The sequence below is a fragment of the Actinomadura graeca genome (assembly GCF_019175365.1).
Classification (GTDB): domain Bacteria; phylum Actinomycetota; class Actinomycetes; order Streptosporangiales; family Streptosporangiaceae; genus Spirillospora; species Spirillospora graeca.
In genome coordinates this window covers 6,591,675-6,609,031 of the sequence record NZ_CP059572.1, presented here as the reverse complement: position 1 = coordinate 6,609,031, position 17,357 = coordinate 6,591,675, and the positions used below count along the sequence as shown (strand labels likewise).

Annotated in this window: 13 protein-coding genes and 1 pseudogene; 5 read left to right on the top strand and 9 right to left on the bottom strand. The window is 71.4% G+C overall.

The window, feature by feature from the left end:
* Nucleotides 1-38: 38 nt before the first annotated feature.
* On the bottom strand, nucleotides 39-1,769 hold the full coding sequence (locus AGRA3207_RS29230; RefSeq protein ID WP_231330291.1) for an ABC transporter transmembrane domain-containing protein: 1,731 nt from the start codon (nucleotides 1,767-1,769) through the stop codon (nucleotides 39-41).
* A gap of 386 nt (nucleotides 1,770-2,155) precedes the next feature.
* Between AGRA3207_RS29230 and AGRA3207_RS29225 the strand changes: the two genes are divergently transcribed.
* From AGRA3207_RS29225 to AGRA3207_RS29210, 4 genes are all read left to right on the top strand, one after another.
* Nucleotides 2,156-3,319, top strand: a complete 1,164-nt coding sequence (locus AGRA3207_RS29225; RefSeq protein WP_231330289.1) for a PP2C family protein-serine/threonine phosphatase — start codon at nucleotides 2,156-2,158, stop codon at nucleotides 3,317-3,319.
* 323 nt (nucleotides 3,320-3,642) lie between these two features.
* A complete protein-coding gene (locus AGRA3207_RS29220; RefSeq protein ID WP_231330288.1) occupies nucleotides 3,643-4,278 on the top strand; it encodes a succinate dehydrogenase cytochrome b subunit in 636 nt (211 codons plus the stop codon).
* Between the two features lie 2 nt (nucleotides 4,279-4,280).
* A complete protein-coding gene (locus AGRA3207_RS29215) occupies nucleotides 4,281-6,218 on the top strand; it encodes a fumarate reductase/succinate dehydrogenase flavoprotein subunit (protein WP_231336429.1) in 1,938 nt (645 codons plus the stop codon).
* 2 nt (nucleotides 6,219-6,220) lie between these two features.
* The gene (locus tag AGRA3207_RS29210; RefSeq protein WP_231330286.1) at nucleotides 6,221-6,973 is read left to right on the top strand and encodes a succinate dehydrogenase/fumarate reductase iron-sulfur subunit; all 753 of its coding nucleotides are present in this window, start codon (nucleotides 6,221-6,223) and stop codon (nucleotides 6,971-6,973) included.
* Between the two features lie 77 nt (nucleotides 6,974-7,050).
* On the opposite strand, the pseudogene secY reads toward AGRA3207_RS29210, so the two are convergent.
* Nucleotides 7,051-8,336 (bottom strand): annotated as a pseudogene (gene secY, locus AGRA3207_RS29205) (preprotein translocase subunit SecY).
* 227 nt (nucleotides 8,337-8,563) lie between these two features.
* Nucleotides 8,564-9,082 carry a hypothetical protein gene (locus AGRA3207_RS29200; RefSeq protein WP_231330284.1) on the bottom strand — a complete coding sequence of 173 codons (519 nt, stop codon included), beginning with the start codon at nucleotides 9,080-9,082 and terminating at the stop codon, nucleotides 8,564-8,566.
* 117 nt (nucleotides 9,083-9,199) lie between these two features.
* Between AGRA3207_RS29200 and AGRA3207_RS29195 the strand changes: the two genes are divergently transcribed.
* Nucleotides 9,200-10,477 (top strand): MFS transporter, encoded by a 1,278-nt coding sequence (locus tag AGRA3207_RS29195; protein WP_231330283.1) that lies wholly within the window; start codon nucleotides 9,200-9,202, stop codon nucleotides 10,475-10,477.
* Between the two features lie 5 nt (nucleotides 10,478-10,482).
* Here AGRA3207_RS29195 and AGRA3207_RS29190 read toward each other — a convergent pair whose 3' ends face one another.
* The 6 genes from AGRA3207_RS29190 to AGRA3207_RS29165 all read right to left on the bottom strand — a co-directional run bounded on the left by AGRA3207_RS29190 (nucleotide 10,483) and on the right by AGRA3207_RS29165 (nucleotide 17,173).
* A complete protein-coding gene (locus AGRA3207_RS29190) occupies nucleotides 10,483-11,481 on the bottom strand; it encodes a LysR family transcriptional regulator (protein WP_231330281.1) in 999 nt (332 codons plus the stop codon).
* Between the two features lie 81 nt (nucleotides 11,482-11,562).
* Nucleotides 11,563-12,357 (bottom strand): Crp/Fnr family transcriptional regulator, encoded by a 795-nt coding sequence (locus AGRA3207_RS29185; RefSeq protein WP_231330278.1) that lies wholly within the window; start codon nucleotides 12,355-12,357, stop codon nucleotides 11,563-11,565.
* A 238-nt stretch (nucleotides 12,358-12,595) separates the two neighbouring features.
* The gene (locus tag AGRA3207_RS40155) at nucleotides 12,596-13,492 is read right to left on the bottom strand and encodes a VOC family protein (protein WP_338028228.1); all 897 of its coding nucleotides are present in this window, start codon (nucleotides 13,490-13,492) and stop codon (nucleotides 12,596-12,598) included.
* Between the two features lie 136 nt (nucleotides 13,493-13,628).
* Entirely contained in the window at nucleotides 13,629-14,399 is a 771-nt protein-coding gene (locus AGRA3207_RS29175) for a succinate dehydrogenase/fumarate reductase iron-sulfur subunit (protein ID WP_231330276.1), read from the bottom strand.
* Complete coding sequence (locus tag AGRA3207_RS29170; protein ID WP_231330274.1) at nucleotides 14,396-16,330, bottom strand: fumarate reductase/succinate dehydrogenase flavoprotein subunit; 1,935 nt, start codon at nucleotides 16,328-16,330, stop codon at nucleotides 14,396-14,398. The genes AGRA3207_RS29175 and AGRA3207_RS29170 overlap by 4 nt, the downstream gene beginning before the upstream one ends.
* Nucleotides 16,331-16,342: 12 nt before the next feature.
* Complete coding sequence (locus AGRA3207_RS29165; RefSeq protein WP_231330273.1) at nucleotides 16,343-17,173, bottom strand: hypothetical protein; 831 nt, start codon at nucleotides 17,171-17,173, stop codon at nucleotides 16,343-16,345.
* Between the last annotated feature and the right edge of the window lie 184 nt (nucleotides 17,174-17,357).

The following is a 17,357-nucleotide window of genomic DNA, read 5'->3' as shown; positions in this document are numbered from 1 at the left end:
AGCTCGCCGTCGCCGCACTCACGACGCCTTCTTCACGCTCACATCGCCGTCTCGGCGGTCACGGTCGTCGCTTTGTCGGCGGCCTCACCGCGGGTGACGGTGGCCGCGTAGCGTTCGTCGGTCTCCAGCAGGTCGCGGTGGGTTCCCTCCGCGACGACACGTCCGTTCCTTATGAACGCGACGTGGTCGGCCCGGTCCAGGAGAAGCGGGCTCGTCGTGCACACGATGGTGGTGCGGCCCGCGCGCGCTTGGCCGAGCCGTCCGGCGATGCGGGCCTCGGTGTGCGCGTCGACCGCGCTCGTGGGCTCCACCAGGACGAGGACGTCCGGGTCGGCCGCGAGCGCGCGCGCCAGGCGCAGGCGCTGCTGCTGGCCGCCGGAGAACTCCCGCCCGGCCTCGGCGACGTGGGTGTCCAGCCCGGCGGACGCGACGACGTCCTCGGCGCAGGCCGCCCGGATCGCCGCCCGCAGCACGTCGGGGCCGCCGCGCCGGGCGTCCGCCGGCGCGAGGCTCTCGGCGAGGGGGCCGGAGAAGAGCCGGTCCTCGTTCACCGCGACCAGGATCCGTTTCCGGACGTCCGCGACCCGTCCGAGCGGCACGCCCCCGAAGTCCACCTCGCCCTCGGCGTACCGGCCGAGCCGGTCGGCGACGGCCTGCGCGTCGCGCGGGTCGGCCGCCGCGACGGCGGTCACCCGCCCGGGGCGCACGACCAGCCCGGACGCGATGTCGACCAGGTCGGCGGAGGCCGCCGGGCGGGCGGTGCCGGTGGCCGGCAGCTCGGGCTCGATCGCCAGCAGCGCGGTGACCCGCCCCGCCGCGACCAGCCCCTTGGTGATCTTGCCGGCGGCCTCGCCGAGCGTCTTCAGCGGGATGATCAGGAACACCGCGTAGCCGTAGAACGTGACGAGCTCGCCCACGCCGATCGTCCCGGCCGCGGCGAACCGGGCGCCGACCCACGTGACCAGCGCGATCAGCAGGCCCGGCAGCAGCACCTCGGCGCCGTTCATCCGCGTCTCGGCGCGCGCGGCCGCCACGCCCGCGACGCGGACCCGCTGCGACTCGGCGCGGTAGCGGCGGGAGAACAGCGGCTCGCCGCCGATGCCGCGCAGCACGCGCAGGCCCGCGACCAGGTCGGTGGCGTGCGTGCTCAGCTCGCCGACCAGCTCGCGGTGCTCCAGCTCGCGGTCGCGGTAGGGGCGCAGCAGCGGCGCCGCGGCCAGCAGGATCAGCGGGACGCCCAGCAGCACGATCAGGCCGAGCGGCGGCGAGGCCGTCAGCAGGATGCCCGCCACGACGACGATGGCGACCACGGCCCCCGCCCCGCGCGCGACGATGTCCAGGGCGTCCCCGATGTGCGCGACGTCCGAGAGGCCGATGCTCACCACCTCGCCGGCGCTCAGCCGCTTCGGCAGCGTCCCGCCGAGCCGGGTGGCCTGCCGGGTGACGAGCTGCACCGTCCGGTACGCCGCCGACAGCCAGTTGAACACCGCGTAGCGGTGCCGGACGACGCCCGTCACCGCCGTCAGCACGCCGAGGCCGAGCAGCACGCCGGACCACGCCAGGAGGGCGCCCTCGTCCCGCGCCACGACGCCGTCGCCGATGGCGCGGCCGATCGCGGCGGGCATCAGGGCCTGGCCCAGCATCCAGGCCACCCCGAGCACCGCGCCCGCGGTGCTGCTGCGCCACTGGAGGCGCAGCGTCCACAGCAGGTAGCGGGAGGGTGAGCGTCGATCGGGGCTGCCCGGATCTTTTTCCGGCAACGGTTTCACCGGACGAAGATACGCATCCGGTCACACGAAGTTCGACTCGTTTTTCCGGAACGGGCCAGTACGGTCAGACCTGCGGTCAAGACGTGCCCGGGACCTGCGGGACGTCCCGGGATGGCAGTCGAGGGGGGTGCGGGGGGCCGAGAGGAGGCGCTAAGGTCGGAGCGTATGGAGCGAAGCCTCACGCTCCTTGAGCCGGGAACCTGGCGGCTAGGCAGACGCCGCTGCCCCGGCGCGGTCCGGTCCTCCCATTCCTGCGCGCAGGAATAAACCGGAACGGTCCGGCCGTTGCCAGTGCCGTTGCCATGCCGTCGCCAGCCCCGACTTCCGGAAGCCTTGTGAGCACAACGAGTCACCAGACGCATTCCCTCGCGCCAGGGGCAGAGGACATGATCGACCTGCTCCTCATCGACGACGACCCCGCCGACGTCCTCATGGTCGAGAAGATGCTCGCCGACAGCGGCCTGGACATCCAGATCACCGTCGCGGCCGACCTCACCGCCGCCAGGCGCAGGCTGACCCGGCGCACCCAGTGCATCATCGTGGACCTGTCCACCCCCGGGATCGACCGGCTGGACGGGCTGCGGCACGTGCTGGCCATGTCCGGCCCCGCCGCCGTCGTCGTGCTCACCGGGCTGGACGACGCGCACCTCGGCGTGCGGGCCGTCGCCGCGGGCGCCGAGGACTACCTGGTCAAGCAGGAGGTGGACGGCCCCCTTCTCGCCCGCGCCATCCGCTACTCCATCGAGCGCAAGCGCGCCGAGGAGACCGAGCGGCGGCTGGTGGAGGCGCGCATCCTCGGCCGGGAGAACGCGCGGCTGGAGCGCGGGCTGCTGCCGGTCCCGCTGATCGACGACCCGTCGCTGCGGCACCACACCCGCTACCGGCCCGGCCGGCGGCGGGCGCTGCTCGGCGGCGACTTCTACGACACCGTGCAGACCGAGGGCGGCGCCGTCCACCTGATGATCGGCGACGTGTGCGGCCACGGCCCGGACGAGGCGGCGCTCGGCGTCCAGCTCCGGATGGCGTGGCGGACGCTCGTGCTGGCCGGGCACACCGGCGAGCAGCTGCTCGGCACCCTCGACACCGTCCTCGGCCACGAGCGGCGCAGCGAGGAGATCTTCACCACCCTCTGCATGATCACCATCGCGCCGTCGCGGCGGACGGCCCGGATGCACCTGGCCGGCCACCCGGCGCCGCTGCTGTTCCGGGAGCGTCCCGGCAACGGCGGCGGCGAGGTCGCGGCGCTGCCCGAGTACGCACACGGCCCGGCGCTCGGCCTGGTGCCCTCCGCCGAATGGCCGACGACCGAGATCGACCTCGGCGAGTCCTGGGGTCTGATGCTCTACACCGACGGCCTGATCGAGGGCCGCGTCGGGCGGGGCTCGGCGCGGCTCGGCACCGACGGGCTGGTCCGGCTGGCCCGCGGCGCCCGCGCCAGGGGCGCGACCGGCCGGTCCCTCATCGACGAGCTGGTCACCGAGGTGGAGCGCCTCAACGGCGACGCCCTCACCGACGACCTCGCCGTCCTGCTCCTGTCCCGGCGGGCCTGACCCGCGGCCACCGGCCTGGCCGCTCCTCCGGCGGGGGCTGGTCGCTCCTCCGGCGGGCCGATCGCGGGTTCGGACCGCCCCCCGAACGGGTCAATGTCGGGTGTGTCACTGGGTGGGCGGTTCCCAGAGTCGGTATGAGGTCACTCACTTTCGTGTCCGGCCCGTGACGGCCCGCAGGCCCCGGCCGCTCGCTTCATAGCCTGCGGCTATCGAAACGAGTGCCCTGATGACTTGGAACTCTTTCCCCAGGTAGACGTAGCGTGCGCGGTGTGTCTATAGCGATACCTGCGATCTACCGATCGACCGTCGGGAAGAAGGCCGTCATGGCCGTGACCGGCGGAGTCCTCGTGTTGTACCTGGTCGCGCACATGGTCGGGAACCTGAAGATCTTCCTCGGGGCGGAGGACTTCAACCACTACGCGCACTGGCTGCGGACGATCGGGGAGCCCGCGGTACCGCACCGCACCGTCCTGACGCTGGTCGAGGTCGTGCTCGGCGTCTCGATCATCCTGCACATGTGGTCGGCGGTGTCGCTCGCCCGCCGCGCCTCCGCCGCCCGGCCCGTGAAGTACCAGGCGAAGAAGAAGTCCCACGCCCAGGGCTACGCCACCCACACCATGCGGTACGGCGGCGTCATCATCGCCGTCTACGTCGTCTGGCACCTGCTGGACCTCACCTTCTTCGTGGTGAACCCCAAGGGCGCCGACGCCACCCCCTACGACCGGATGGTCGCCGACTTCGACCCGTCCCGCTGGTACATCACGCTCTGGTACGTCATCGCGCTGCTGCTCGTCGGCCTGCACCTGCGGCACGGCATCTGGAGCGCGTTCCAGACGCTCGGCCTGCGCACCCCGCGCAGCGAACGCACCCTGCGGGCCCTCGCCGGGACCGTCGCCTCGGTGGTGACGCTCGGCTTCGTCTCCGTCCCCCTGTCCATCACGTTCGGGTGGGTGAGCTGACCATGAACGACGACTTCTACAGGTCCGGCGGTCCGATCGCCGACACCAAGGCGCCCTCCGGCCCGATCGAGGACCGCTGGACGAGGCGCAAGTTCGAGGCCAAACTCGTCAACCCGGCCAACAAGCGCAAGAAGAAGATCATCATCATCGGCACGGGGCTCGCGGGCGGCTCGGCCGGCGCGACCCTCGGCGAGGCCGGCTACCACGTCCAGCAGTTCTGCTTCCAGGACAGCCCGCGCCGCGCCCACTCGATCGCCGCGCAGGGCGGCATCAACGCCGCGAAGAACTACCGCAACGACGGCGACAGCGTGCACCGGCTGTTCTACGACACGGTCAAGGGCGGCGACTTCCGCGCCCGCGAGTCCAACGTGCACCGGCTCGCCGAGATCTCCACGCAGATCATCGACCAGTGCGTCGCACAGGGCGTGCCGTTCGCCCGCGAGTACGGCGGCCTCCTCGACAACCGCTCCTTCGGCGGGACGCAGGTCTCCCGCACCTTCTACGCCCGCGGCCAGACGGGGCAGCAGCTCCTCCTCGGCGCCTACCAGGCCCTGATGCGGCAGGTCGAGGCCGGCAACGTCGAGCTGTACCCGCGGCACGAGATGCTCGACCTGATCATGGAGGACGGACGGGCGCGCGGCGTCGTCGTCCGGAACCTGATCAACGGCGAGATCAAGCACTACACGGCGGACGCGGTCGTGCTGGCGTCCGGCGGCTACGGCAACGTGTACTTCCTGTCCACGAACGCGATGGGCTCGAACGTCACCGCGTCCTGGCGCGCGCACCGGCACGGCGCCCTGTTCGCCAACCCCTGCTACACCCAGATCCACCCGACCTGCATCCCCGTCAGCGGCGACCACCAGTCCAAGCTCACGCTGATGTCGGAGTCGCTGCGCAACGACGGCCGCGTGTGGGTGCCGAAGAAGGGCGGCGACGGGCGGCGCCCGTCCGACATCCCCGAGGACGAGCGCGACTACTACCTGGAGCGCATCTACCCGTCGTTCGGCAACCTCGTCCCCCGCGACATCGCCTCCCGCGCCGCCAAGAACGTCTGCGACGAGGGACGCGGCGTCGGTCCCGGCGGCCTCGGCGTCTACCTGGACTTCGCCGACGCGATCGCGCGGCTCGGCCGCGGCACGGTCGAGGCCAAGTACGGCAACCTCTTCGAGATGTACGAGCGCATCACCGGCGAGAACCCCTACGACACGCCGATGCGCATCTACCCGGCCGTCCACTACACGATGGGCGGGCTGTGGGTGGACTACGACCTTCAGTCGAACATCCCCGGCCTGTTCGTGATCGGCGAGGCGAACTTCTCCGACCACGGCGCGAACAGGCTCGGCGCGTCGGCCCTGATGCAGGGCCTCGCGGACGGCTACTTCGTCCTGCCCAACACCATCGGCGATTACATCGCCCGCAACGACCTCCCGCCGGTCGCCGGCACCGCGGTCGCCGAGGCCGAGACCCGCGTCACGTCCCAGATCGAGCGGCTGCTGTCCATCGACGGCGACCGGTCCGTCGACTCCTTCCACCGCGAGCTCGGCCACATCATGTGGGAGTACTGCGGCATGGAGCGCACCGAGGAGGGCCTGCGCAAGGCGCTCACCCTCATCCCCGAGCTGCGCGCCGAGTTCTGGACGCGCGTCAAGGTCACCGGCAAGGGCGAGGAGCTCAACCAGCAGCTGGAGAAGGCCGGCCGCGTCGCCGACTTCCTGGAGCTCGGCGAGCTGATGGTCATCGACGCGCTGCACCGCACCGAGTCGTGCGGCGGCCACTTCCGGGCCGAGAGCCAGGACGAGGACGGCGAGGCCAAGCGCGACGACGACCGCTTCGGCTACGTCGCCGCCTGGGAGTGGGCCGGGGAGGGCGAGCAGCCCGTCCTCCACAAGGAGGACCTGGACTTCGAATACGTCAAGCCGACTCAGAGGTCGTACAAGTAATCATGAAGCTCACACTGCGCGTCTGGCGCCAGAGCGGCCCCCGGGACAAGGGCGCGATGGTCGAGTACAAGCTCGCCGACATCTCCCCCGACGCCTCCTTCCTGGAGATGCTGGACGTCCTCAACGAGAGGCTCATCGCCTCGGGCGAGGAGCCGGTGGCCTTCGACCACGACTGCCGCGAGGGCATCTGCGGCATGTGCTCCCTGGTCATCAACGGCACCCCGCACGGCCCCGAGCGCGCCACGACCACCTGCCAGCTGCACATGCGCAAGTTCAAGGACGGCGAGGTCATCGACGTCGAGCCGTGGCGGGCCCGCGCGTTCCCGGTCGTGAAGGACCTGGTCGTGGACCGGTCCGCGTTCGACCGGATCATCCAGTCGGGCGGGTTCATCACCGCGCCGACCGGCACCGCCCCGGAGGCGCACTCCACGCCCGTCCCCAAGCCGGACGCCGACGCCGCCTTCGAGGCCGCCGAGTGCATCGGCTGCGGCGCCTGCGTCGCGGCGTGCCCCAACGGCTCCGCCGCCCTGTTCCTCGGCGCCAAGGTCACCCACCTCGGGCTGGTGCCGCAGGGCCAGCCGGAACGCTGGGACCGGGTCGTGTCCATGCTCGACACCCACGACGGCGAGGGCTTCGGCGGCTGCACCAACACCGGCGAGTGCACCGTCGCGTGCCCGAAGGGCATCCCGCTGGACGTCATCGGCCGCCTGAACCACGACTACCTGAAGGCCACCGCGGGCGGGAAGAAGAAGTAGCCCGCGCACGGCCCCGCTCCTGAGGCCCCGCTCCTGAGGCCCCGCCCGGCCGTCGTCCGGGCGGGGCCTTCGCGTGCTCAGGCGAGGAACCCCTTGTAGTTGCGTTGCTGCAACCGGCTCTCGACCTGCTTGACGGTGTCGAGGCCCACGCCGACGACGATGAGGATGGCCGTCCCGCCGAAGGGGAACTGGTCGCCGACGTCCAGCAGCGCGAGCGACACCATGGGGACGAGCGCGACGAGGCCGAGGTACACGGCGCCGGGCGTGGTGATCCGGGTGAGGACGTGGTCGAGGTACTCGGCGGTCGGACGCCCGGGGCGGACGCCCGGCACGAATCCGCCGTACTTCCTCATGGTGTCGGAGACCTCCGCCGGGTTGAATGTGATCGCGACGTAGAAGTAGGTGAAGAACACGATGAGCGTGAAGAACGCGGCCATGTGCCAGGGGTCGGCCTGCTGGAGGTAGGGCTGCGTTCGCTGGAGCCACGTGACGTCCGGCCACAGCTGCGTGGCCAGCACGGGAAGGTACAGCAGCGACGAGGCGAAGATCACCGGGATGATGCCCGCCTGGTCACCTTCAGCGGGATGTAGGTGGACGTACCGCCATACATCCGGCGTCCCACCATCCTCTTCGCGTACTGGACGGGGATCCGGCGCTGGGCCTGTTCGACGAACACGACCCCCGCCATGATGGCCAGGCCCACGAGGACGACCAGCGTGAAGACGAACCCGTGCTTGGTCTGGTAGATGCCCCACAGCTGGCCGGGGAAGACGGCGACCACCTGGGTGAAGATCAGGATCGACATGCCGTTGCCGACCCCGCGCTCGGTGACCAGCTCGCCCAGCCACATCGTGACGGCCGTCCCGGCGACCATGCAGATCACCATCGTGCCGATCGGGAAGACGCCGTCGTCGTGGAGGACGTCCCCGGACGACCGGAACAGCTGCCCGCTGGACGCCATCGCGACGATGCTCGCGGCCTGCAGGACCGCCAGCGCGACGGTCAGGTAACGGGTGTACTGGGTGATCTTCGTGGTGCCGGACTGCCCCTCCTTCTTGAGCGCCTCCAGGCGGGGGACCACGACCGTCAGCAGCTGAAGGATGATGCTCGCGGTGATGTAGGGGTACACGCCCAGCGCGAACACCGACAGCTTCAGCAGCGCGCCGCCGCTGAACAAGTCGAGCAGGCCGTAGAGCTGGTCGCCCTCCTTGGCCGCGTCCGACGCCTCCTTGACGGCCCGGACGTCCACGTTCGGCGCGGGAAGGTTCTGGCCGACGCGGAACACGACGACGATGAACAGCGTGAACAGCAGCTTCTTGCGCAGGTCGGGTGTGCGGACGGCCCGCGCGAACGCGGTCAGCACGCCGCGTCCAGGTCGGTATCGAGGGCCTCCGGCGCCGGAAGGTCGCGGGCGGGCTGGATGTGGGTGAGCTGAATCCGGGCGGGCTGAATACGGGCGGACTGAATCCGGGCGGGCTGAATCCGGGCGGGCGTCGAGGACGCCCGCCGCGTGGCGATGCGGTGAATGACAAGCCTCCATACGGGCATGCCGCAGCGTCCGCGGGACGTCGCGGCTGATGACTGTGAACGTCAGGAACCCGTGATGGTGGGAGGCCCTCGGACCTGGACGGCGGACAGGTGAGCCGACTTCGGCGGCACCGCGCACGGTGCCGCGGCGAAGGCCGGACGCGTCCCGCGGCCGGGAGAAGAAGTACCCGCAGGCAGGACGGCATGCTGGGCATGTGCCCCGGTGTGGGAGAGCGGTTTCGCGTCGGGGGACGGCCCGTACCGGTGCCACAGGTAGGCGGCGTCGGCCGCGGTCCAGCGGTTCCAGACGGCCGTCGCGCGGCGGTCCCGGTTCACGGCCGCCCTGGCGGCGGCCTCCCTGCTCCCCGCGCCGTTGGCCGCGGCGGCGGTCCCGGCGCGGATCACCTCGGCGACGCCGGAGCCGGGGACGATCGAGAGCGTCGCGGTGACGGCGAGGCCGAAGAAGCCCGCCAGCAGCGTCAGCAGACGCCGCTGCCGGGAGGTGCGGCTGTTCACACCCGCCCTCCCCTCGGCCGTCCCGTCGTACGAACCGTACATCGCGCGCCGGGCGGAGATCACCACGAACGGCCCATCCCGCCGTGACGGCCTTCGCGTATCCGGACCCCGATGGCCAGATCCTCACGAAGGTTGACATCCAGCTCACTTTTCGCCGAACAGGACGTCCCGCAGGCTGACCGGGTGATCAGAATCCCTCATCCGCACCGCGCGTGGCCGGTGGCCGCCGTCGCGTTCGTCGCCCTGGTCGGCGCGGCGGGGTTCCGGGCGACGCCCGGCGTCCTCATGGTGCCGCTCCAGGACGAGTTCGGCTGGTCGCGGGCCACGACGTCGGCGGCCGTCTCGGTCAACCTCGTCCTGTACGGGCTGACCGCGCCGTTCGCGGCGGCCCTGATGGACCGGTTCGGCGTCCGCCGCGTCACCGCCGCAGCGCTGACGCTCGTGGCGGCGGGGAGCGGGCTGACCGTGTTCATGTCGGCGAGCTGGCAGCTCGTCCTGTGCTGGGGCGTGCTGGTGGGCCTCGGGACCGGGTCCATGGCGATGGTGTTCGCCGCGACCGTGGCGGGCCGGTGGTTCGTGCGGCACCGCGGCCTCGTCATCGGCGTCCTGACGGCGGGCGGCGCCGCCGGGCAGCTGGTGTTCCTCCCGCTGCTGGCGTGGCTCACGGACGCGCACGGGTGGCGGCCCGCCTCACTGACGGTCGCGGCCGCCGCGCTCCTGGTGGTGCCGCTGGTCGTGCTGGTCATGCGTGAGCGCCCCTCGGACGTGGGCCTCCTGCCCTACGGCGCCGCGCAGGCGGAACCCGACCCGCCGCGCACCGGCGACGCCGCCCGCACGGCCCTCCGCGCGCTCACCGGGGCCTGGCGGACGAAGGCGTTCTGGCTCCTCGCCGGCGGGTTCTTCATCTGCGGGGCCTCGACGAACGGCCTCGTCGGCACCCATTTCATCCCCGCCGCGCACGACCACGGGATGCCGGAGACGACCGCCGCCGGCCTGCTCGCCCTGGTCGGGGTGTTCGACATCGCCGGGACGGTGGCGTCCGGGTGGTTCACCGACCGGCTCGACAGCCGCGTCCTGCTCGGCTGGTACTACGCCCTGCGCGGCCTGTCACTGCTCGTCCTGCCGGCGCTGTTCGCCGACTCGCCGCACCCGAGCATGCTCGTCTTCGTCATCTTCTATGGCCTGGACTGGGTCGCGACCGTCCCGCCCACGATCGCGCTGGCGCGTGAGGTGTTCGGGCCGTCCGCGGGCACGATCGTGTTCGGCTGGATCTTCGCGTCCCACCAGCTGGGCGCGGCGGCCGCGGCGGCGGCCGCGGGGCTCCTGCGCACCTCGCTCGGCTCGTACACGCTGGCCTGGTGGGGTGCCGGGGTGCTGTGCCTGTTCGCCGCCGGGATGTCGATGTCGATAGCGCGCGCTCCGGCGGCACGTCCGAAAGTGCCCGAGCCCACCGGCGCCTGACCGCCTCAGGCGTTGACGAGGTTCTCGACCCCTGCCGGGAGGCTTCCCGCAAGACCCGCCTCGACGAGGAACGTCTCCAGAGTGTCCTGGAAGGCGCGCGCCGCGTGGGTCAGCTCCACGTCCTTGCGGTGGGCCAGCGCGATCGTCCGGAGCAGGCCCGGGCCGTGGTGGCGCCGCGTCGCCTCGTCCTCACCGTCCAGGACGAGAGGGGTCCCGCGCAGCCCGGGCCGCCCGGCGAGGACCATGCTCGGGACGACCGCGATCCCGAGGCCCGCCTCGACGAACCGCAGCACGGCGTCCATCTCGCCGCCCTCCACGGCGAACTTCGGCTCGAAACCGGCCGCCCTGCACGCGCTGATGGTCGCTTCGCGCAGGTCGTAGCCGGGCCGGAACATCACCAGCGGACGGTTCCGCAGGTCCTCGATGCGCAGGAACGACCGGCGGGGCACATGCGCGGCCCTGGACGCCCGCTCGCCCACGCCCGGACCGGCGGGCGAGGCGACCACGAGGTACTCGCGCAGTATCGGGGTGGTGTCCAGCGGCGGATCCCCGTGCAGCGGCAGGATCACCAGGGCCATGTCCAGCGAACCGCGGGTCAGCTCCCGGACGAGGTCGCGCGAGCCGCCCTCCTCGACCAGCAGCTGGATTCCCGGGTAGGCGTCGTGGAAGCGCCGCAGGACGTCGGCCAGCAGCCCCGCGCACAGGGACGGCGTCGCGCCGAGGCGCACCCGCCCGCGCCTGAGCCCGGCCAGCTCCTGCACCTCCACCCGCGCGGTGTCGACGTCGGCGAGGATCCGCTTGGCCAGCGGCAGCAGCGCCTCCCCCGCCGGGGTCAGCGTGATGTTCCCCCTGGCGCGGCTGAAGAGGGAGACGTTCAGCTCGGTCTCCAGGGCGCGGATCTGCTTGGACAGCGACGGCTGCGCCACATGCAGCAGCTCGGCGGCCTGGGTGAAGTGGCGTACCTCCGCGACCGCGACGAAGTAGGCGAGCTGCTGCAACTGCATCCTGCACAGAGTACGGGTCACGCTTCGGGCCGCTTGTAGCCGCCCGTCCCGTTCGGGCTGTTCAGCCCCCCGCGCCGGGGATCACTTGGCGTGCCGCCGGAGGGCCTGGAGGTCGTGGACGATGACGCGCCGCCGTCCCGTCTCGATCCACCCGTGGCGGCGGAGCGTGCGCAGCGCCTTGCTGACGGCCTCCCGCGACGCCCCCACCCAGCCCGCCAGCTCCTCCTGCGACAGGTTCAGCGTGATGCGGACGCTCTGACCGGCCGGATCCGCCCCCGCCTGCCCGTTCACGCCGCCGCCCGCCAGGCCCCCGCCGCCCGCCGGACCCCCGCCGCCCGCCGGGCCCGCGCCGGCCACGCCGCCGCCCGCCGCGCCGTGCCGCTCGTACGGCACGCCGAACCGCTCGGCCAGTTCCACGAGCCGCTGCGCCACGCGTCCGGTCGCGTCGAACATGCCGAACTCGACACGTTTGCGGTCGGCGTCGCGCCAGCGCTGGCACAGCGTCCGCATGATGAGGATGGACACGCGCCCATGCGCCTGGAGGAACGCCATGAACTCCTCGGCCGTCACGGCGAGCGCCTGCGCCGGCTCCAGCGCCGCGACCGTCGCCGAACGGGGGAACCCGTCGATGGCGGCGAGCTCCCCCAGCAGCGCGCCGGGCCCGCGCACCGCCAGCAGCGCCTCCCCGCCGTGCTCACGGTAGGAGAACGCCTTGACCCGCCCTTTGAGCAGGACGGCGATCCAGCTGGACTGCTCCCCTTCGATGAACAGTGTCTCCCCCCGGTCGAAGTCACGGACGCGACCGCGTGATTCCAGCTCGACGCGTTCCGCCGGAGTGAGTTCGGCGAGGAACGAGCCCGGTTCAAGGGCGCTCATGTCCCCCACGCTAAAGGGAACGAGGTTCCATGTGTCACCCGGTGAGGAATCACGAATGCGTCACGCGTTGTGTGCACTTCTCCCTGTTCGCCGTCCTAGAGGTGCGCGAAGGTTGGACCCGGCGTGTGCGGCCGAGAGGTCGCCCAGCGGCCACGGCGTTCATTGGGGAACGGCGGTACGGCGGGCGGCGGTCCGGGGGCGCGCCGCCCGCTGTGGTGTCCCGACACCGTCCGCGCCCCTAGCCGTCCTGGCCGGTCCCGAGAATGGGCTGGCCGATGCCGTGCAGGTTGCCTTCGCTGTCACGGAACCATGCGGCCCGTTCGCCTCGTCCACCGGCGGACGGGTAGTTCCCGGTGACCTCGGCGATCCCGTCCACGGTGCGCAGGCCGGGGACGTCCACGTCCTCGAAGACCACCCCGCGCCGCCGCATCTCCGCGACCGCCGCCTCGATGTCGTCGACACGCCAGCCCATCTGGGTGTGCCCGCCGGACGGCCGTCCCGCCGACTGGAACACCGAGAAGCCGCCACTGCGGGTCTCGTAACGCAACCCGCCGGGCCGTGTCTCCACCGGCTCCAGTCCCAGTTTCTCGGCGTAGAACCGCCTCGCGCGGTCGAGATCCTGCGCAGGCAGCCGGGACGAGACCGAGGCGTCCGCGAGCGACCACGCGTCCTGCCGTCCCTCACCACGCGCCGCGCCCTCGGCCTGCTCGACGCGCTCGGCCTGCTCGGCACGCTCGGCACGCTCCTGGCGCGCCACCCAGTAGGCGTCCGTCAGCTCGATGATCTGGACGTGGTTGCCGTCCGGGTCGATGACCGTCCCGAACCAGGCCCCCGCCTGGTCCCGGTACTCCAGCGGGGCCAGCCACGCCACCCCCATCGCGTCGAGGTGCCGCGCCACGCTGCGCGCGTCGTCGACGTGGAAGTTGAGGATCACCCGCGACGGTTCCACCGCCTTGCCCGCCACGTCGTCGCGCCCGTCCACGAGCAGCCCGACTCCGCCCAGGCGCAGGAACCCGTCCATGTCGGCGGTCACCCCGAACGCCGTCTCGTACCAGGCGCGCAACCGGCCGGGCTCCGCGCTGGCCAGCAGCACGCTGCCGATCTCGGGCACGGCGCCCCTCGTCGTCTGCGTCACGGCTCTCCCCCTGGGTCGTCGATGTGCCGTCCCTCATACAGACCGGCCGCCCCGCTGGAACTCATCGCGTCGTCCCCCGGAACACCGGCGCCCCCCGGCGCAGCGCGCAGGGGGGCGTCGGGTCGTGATCGGGGAATCAGGCGGACGGGGTGTCCTGGCCCTTCTTGACGATGCCCAGCTTGCTGCCGAGCCAGACCACCGGGTCGTAGCGGCGGCCCACCACGCGCTCCTTCATCGGGATGAGGGCGTTGTCGGTGATCTTGATGTGCTCGGGGCAGACCTCGGTGCAGCACTTGGTGATGTTGCAGAAGCCGAGGCCGTGGTCCTCCTGCGCGATCTCACGCCGGTCCGCGGCGTCCGCCGGGTGCATCTCCAGCTCGGCGATCCGCATGAGGAAGCGCGGGCCCGCGAAGCCGGGCTTGTTCTCCTCGTGGTCGCGGATCACGTGGCAGACGTTGTTGCACAGGAAGCACTCGATGCACTTGCGGAACTCCTGCGAGCGCTCGACGTCCACCTGCTGCATGCGGAACTCGCCCGGCTGCACGTCTCCCGGGTCGAACGAGGGGATCTGCCGCGCCTTCTCGTAGTTGAACGACACGTCCGTGACGAGGTCGCGGATCACCGGGAACGTGCGGACGGGCGTGACCGTGATGGTCTCGTCCGGCTCGAACGTCGACATCCGCGTCATGCACAGCAGCCGCGGCAGGCCGTTGATCTCCGCCGAGCACGATCCGCACTTGCCGGCCTTGCAGTTCCACCGGACGGCGAGGTCGGGCGCCTGCGTGGCCTGCAGCCGGTGGATGATGTCGAGGACGACCTCGCCCTCGTTCACCTCGACGGCGTAGTCCTTGAGCTCGCCGTCGCCCTCGTCGCCGCGCCAGACCCGGAACTTGGCCTCGTAGCTCATCGGTCGCCCTCCTGCTTCCCCGCCACCTGGGCGGGCAGTTCCTCGGCGGTGAGGTACTTCTTCAGCTCGTCGCCCTCGAACAGCCTGATCAGGTCGTCCCGCATCGGCTCCATGGGCTGCCGCCTGAGCTCGACCCGCGGCGAGGAGGGGTCGCCGGCCAGCCGGCAGACGAGGTTGACCTTGCGCCATTCCGGCGACATGCCCGGATAGTCGTCGCGGGTGTGGCCGCCGCGGCTCTCCTGCCGCTCCAGCGCGGCCTTGGCGATGGCCTCCGACACGATCAGCATGTTGCGCAGGTCCAGCGCGAGGTGCCAGCCCGGGTGGTAGCCCCGGCCGTCGTTGACCGCGACGGGCTCGACGCCGACGTTCGCGACGCGGTCGCGGAGCTTGTCCAGGGACTCCAGGGCCTGCTCCAGCTCACCCTCCTTGCGGATGATGCCGACCAGGTCGTTCATCGTCTGCTGGAGCTCGGCGTGGACGGCGTAGGGGTTCTCGCCGCCCTTGCGCGCGAACGGGGCCAGCGCCTCGTCCGCCGCGGCCTGGACCGTCTCGTCCGACACCACGGGACGTTCGGCCAGCGAGTCGACGTACTCGGACGCGCCGAGCCCGGCCCGCCGCCCGAACACGAGCAGGTCGGTCAGCGAGTTGCCGCCGAGCCGGTTCGAGCCGTGCATGCCGCCCGCGACCTCGCCCGCGGCGAACAGCCCCGGGACCAGCGCCGCCGCCGTGTCCGGGTCGACCTCGACGCCGCCCATGACGTAGTGGCAGGTCGGGCCGACCTCCATGGCCTCCTTGGTGATGTCGACGTCCGCCAGCTCCTTGAACTGGTGGTGCATCGACGGGAGCCGCTGGACGATCTCGGCGGCGCCGCCCGGCATGCGGTCGACGACGGTGAGGAACACACCGCCGTGCGGCGATCCGCGACCGGCCTTGACCTCGGAGTTGATGGCCCGGGCGACCTCGTCGCGGGGCAGCAGCTCGGGCGGCCGCTTGTTGTTGTCCGGGTCGTCGTACCAGCGGTCGCCCTCCTCCTCGGTGGTCGCGTACTGGGACTTGAACACCTCGGGGATGTACTCGAACATGAAGCGCTTGCCGTCGGAGTTCTTGAGGACGCCCCGGTCACCGCGCACCGACTCGGTCACGAGGATGCCCTTGACGGACGGCGGCCAGACCATCCCGGTGGGGTGGAACTGCACGAACTCCATGTTCAGCAGCGTCGCGCCCGCCAGCAGGGCCAGCGAGTGCCCGTCGCCGGTGTACTCCCAGGAGTTCGACGTGACCTTGAACGCCTTGCCGATGCCGCCGGTGGCCAGCACCACCGCCGGCGCCTCGAACACCACGAACTTCCCGGTCTCGCGGACGTAGGCGAACGCGCCGCAGATGCGGTCGCCGTCCTTCAGCAGCCGCGTGACCGTCGTCTCCGCCCACACCTTGAGCCGGGCGTCGTAGTCGCCGTGGTCGCGGTGGTCCTCCTGCTGCAGCGCGACGATCTTCTGCTGCGCGGTGCGGATCAGCTCCAGGCCCGTCCGGTCGCCGACATGCGCCAGCCGCGGGTACTCGTGCCCGCCGAAGTTGCGCTGGCTGATCTTGCCGTCCTTGGTGCGGTCGAACAGCGCGCCCCAGTGCTCCAGCTCCCAGACACGGTCGGGCGCCTCCTTGGCGTGCAGCTCGGCCATCCGCCAGTTGTTCAGGAACTTGCCGCCGCGCATGGTGTCGCGGAAGTGCACCTGCCAGTTGTCGTTGGGGTTGACGTTCCCCATCGCCGCGGCGGCGCCGCCCTCGGCCATCACCGTGTGCGCCTTGCCGAACAGCGATTTGGAGATGACCGCCGTCTTCTTGCCCTGGAGGCGGGCCTCGATCGCCGCCCGCAGCCCGGCGCCGCCGGCGCCGATCACCACGACGTCGTAGGCGTGCCTCTCGATCTCAGTCATGATCCCTTGGCCTCAGTTGACGATGCGCAGGTCGGAGATGGTGCCGCCGGCCACCAGCGCGACGTACAGATCGGCCGCCACCAGCGACCCCAGCGTGATCAGGGCGTACATGCCGTGCCGCTGGTTGATCTTGGACACCCATCCCCACATCCGGTACCGGACGGGGTGCTTGGAGAAGTTCTTCAACCGCCCGCCGACGATGTGCCGGCACGAGTGGCACGACAGCGTGTACAGCCAGAGCAGCACCACGTTCGCGACCAGGATGACGGTTCCGAGCCCGATGCCGAAACCGCCGTCCTTCCCGTGGAAGGCGCGGACCGCGTCCCACGTGTTGATGAGGGAGATGAGGAAGGCGGCCATCCAGAAGTAGCGGTGCAGGTTCTGGCCGATCAGCGGGAAACGGCGCTCCCCGGTGTACTTGGCGTGCGGCTCCCGCACCGCGCACGCGGTGGGCGCCGCCCAGAACGACCTGTAGTACGCCTTGCGGTAGTAGTAGCAGGTCAGCCGGAACAGCAGCAGGAACGGCAGCGAGATCGCCGCGAAGGGGATCCAGCCCCTCGTCCCGGCCGGGAGGAACGTGCCGAACTCCGCCGCGTCGCCGGTGTGCCCGTCCACCGTGACGTTGTTGCAGATCTCGTTCAGGCACGGCGAGTAGAACGGCGTCAGATAGTGGTACTCCGGGACGTAGAAGGCGGAACCCCAGAACGCCCGGACGGTCGCGTAGACCACCCACGCCGTGAAGATCACGAACGTGGTGATCGGATAGAGGCGCCAGTTGTCCTTCCGGAGCGTGCGTTCCTTGATCTGGGCGCGCGATTTGGCCGGCGCCTCCACAGTGCTCATCGATCGCTCTCCTGAGCTCGGGTCGTCGTGTCCCCGTACCACGGGTCCGAGCGCACCCATGCGGCCGTCGCGCCTCGGCCGGGGCCTGCCGCATGCGGGCGGTGACGCCTCGTGTGCGCTTCCAGCGAAGCGACCCTACGCCACCTGCCGGGCGCTGTGACATACATAACAAGCAGACCTGCAT

Bases quoted from the DNA above. Each gene is read 5' to 3' on its own strand.
- AGRA3207_RS29225 (WP_231330289.1), top strand. From the start codon at position 2,156: ATGATCGACCTGCTCCTCATCGACGACGACCCCGCCGACGTCCTCATG.
- AGRA3207_RS29220 (WP_231330288.1), top strand. From the start codon at position 3,643: ATGGCCGTGACCGGCGGAGTCCTCGTGTTGTACCTGGTCGCGCACATG.
- AGRA3207_RS29215 (WP_231336429.1), top strand. From the start codon at position 4,281: ATGAACGACGACTTCTACAGGTCCGGCGGTCCGATCGCCGACACCAAG.
- AGRA3207_RS29210 (WP_231330286.1), top strand. From the start codon at position 6,221: ATGAAGCTCACACTGCGCGTCTGGCGCCAGAGCGGCCCCCGGGACAAG.
- AGRA3207_RS29190 (WP_231330281.1), bottom strand. From the start codon at position 11,481: ATGCAGTTGCAGCAGCTCGCCTACTTCGTCGCGGTCGCGGAGGTACGC.
- AGRA3207_RS29185 (WP_231330278.1), bottom strand. From the start codon at position 12,357: ATGAGCGCCCTTGAACCGGGCTCGTTCCTCGCCGAACTCACTCCGGCG.
- AGRA3207_RS29175 (WP_231330276.1), bottom strand. From the start codon at position 14,399: ATGAGCTACGAGGCCAAGTTCCGGGTCTGGCGCGGCGACGAGGGCGAC.
- AGRA3207_RS29170 (WP_231330274.1), bottom strand. From the start codon at position 16,330: ATGACTGAGATCGAGAGGCACGCCTACGACGTCGTGGTGATCGGCGCC.
- AGRA3207_RS29165 (WP_231330273.1), bottom strand. From the start codon at position 17,173: ATGAGCACTGTGGAGGCGCCGGCCAAATCGCGCGCCCAGATCAAGGAA.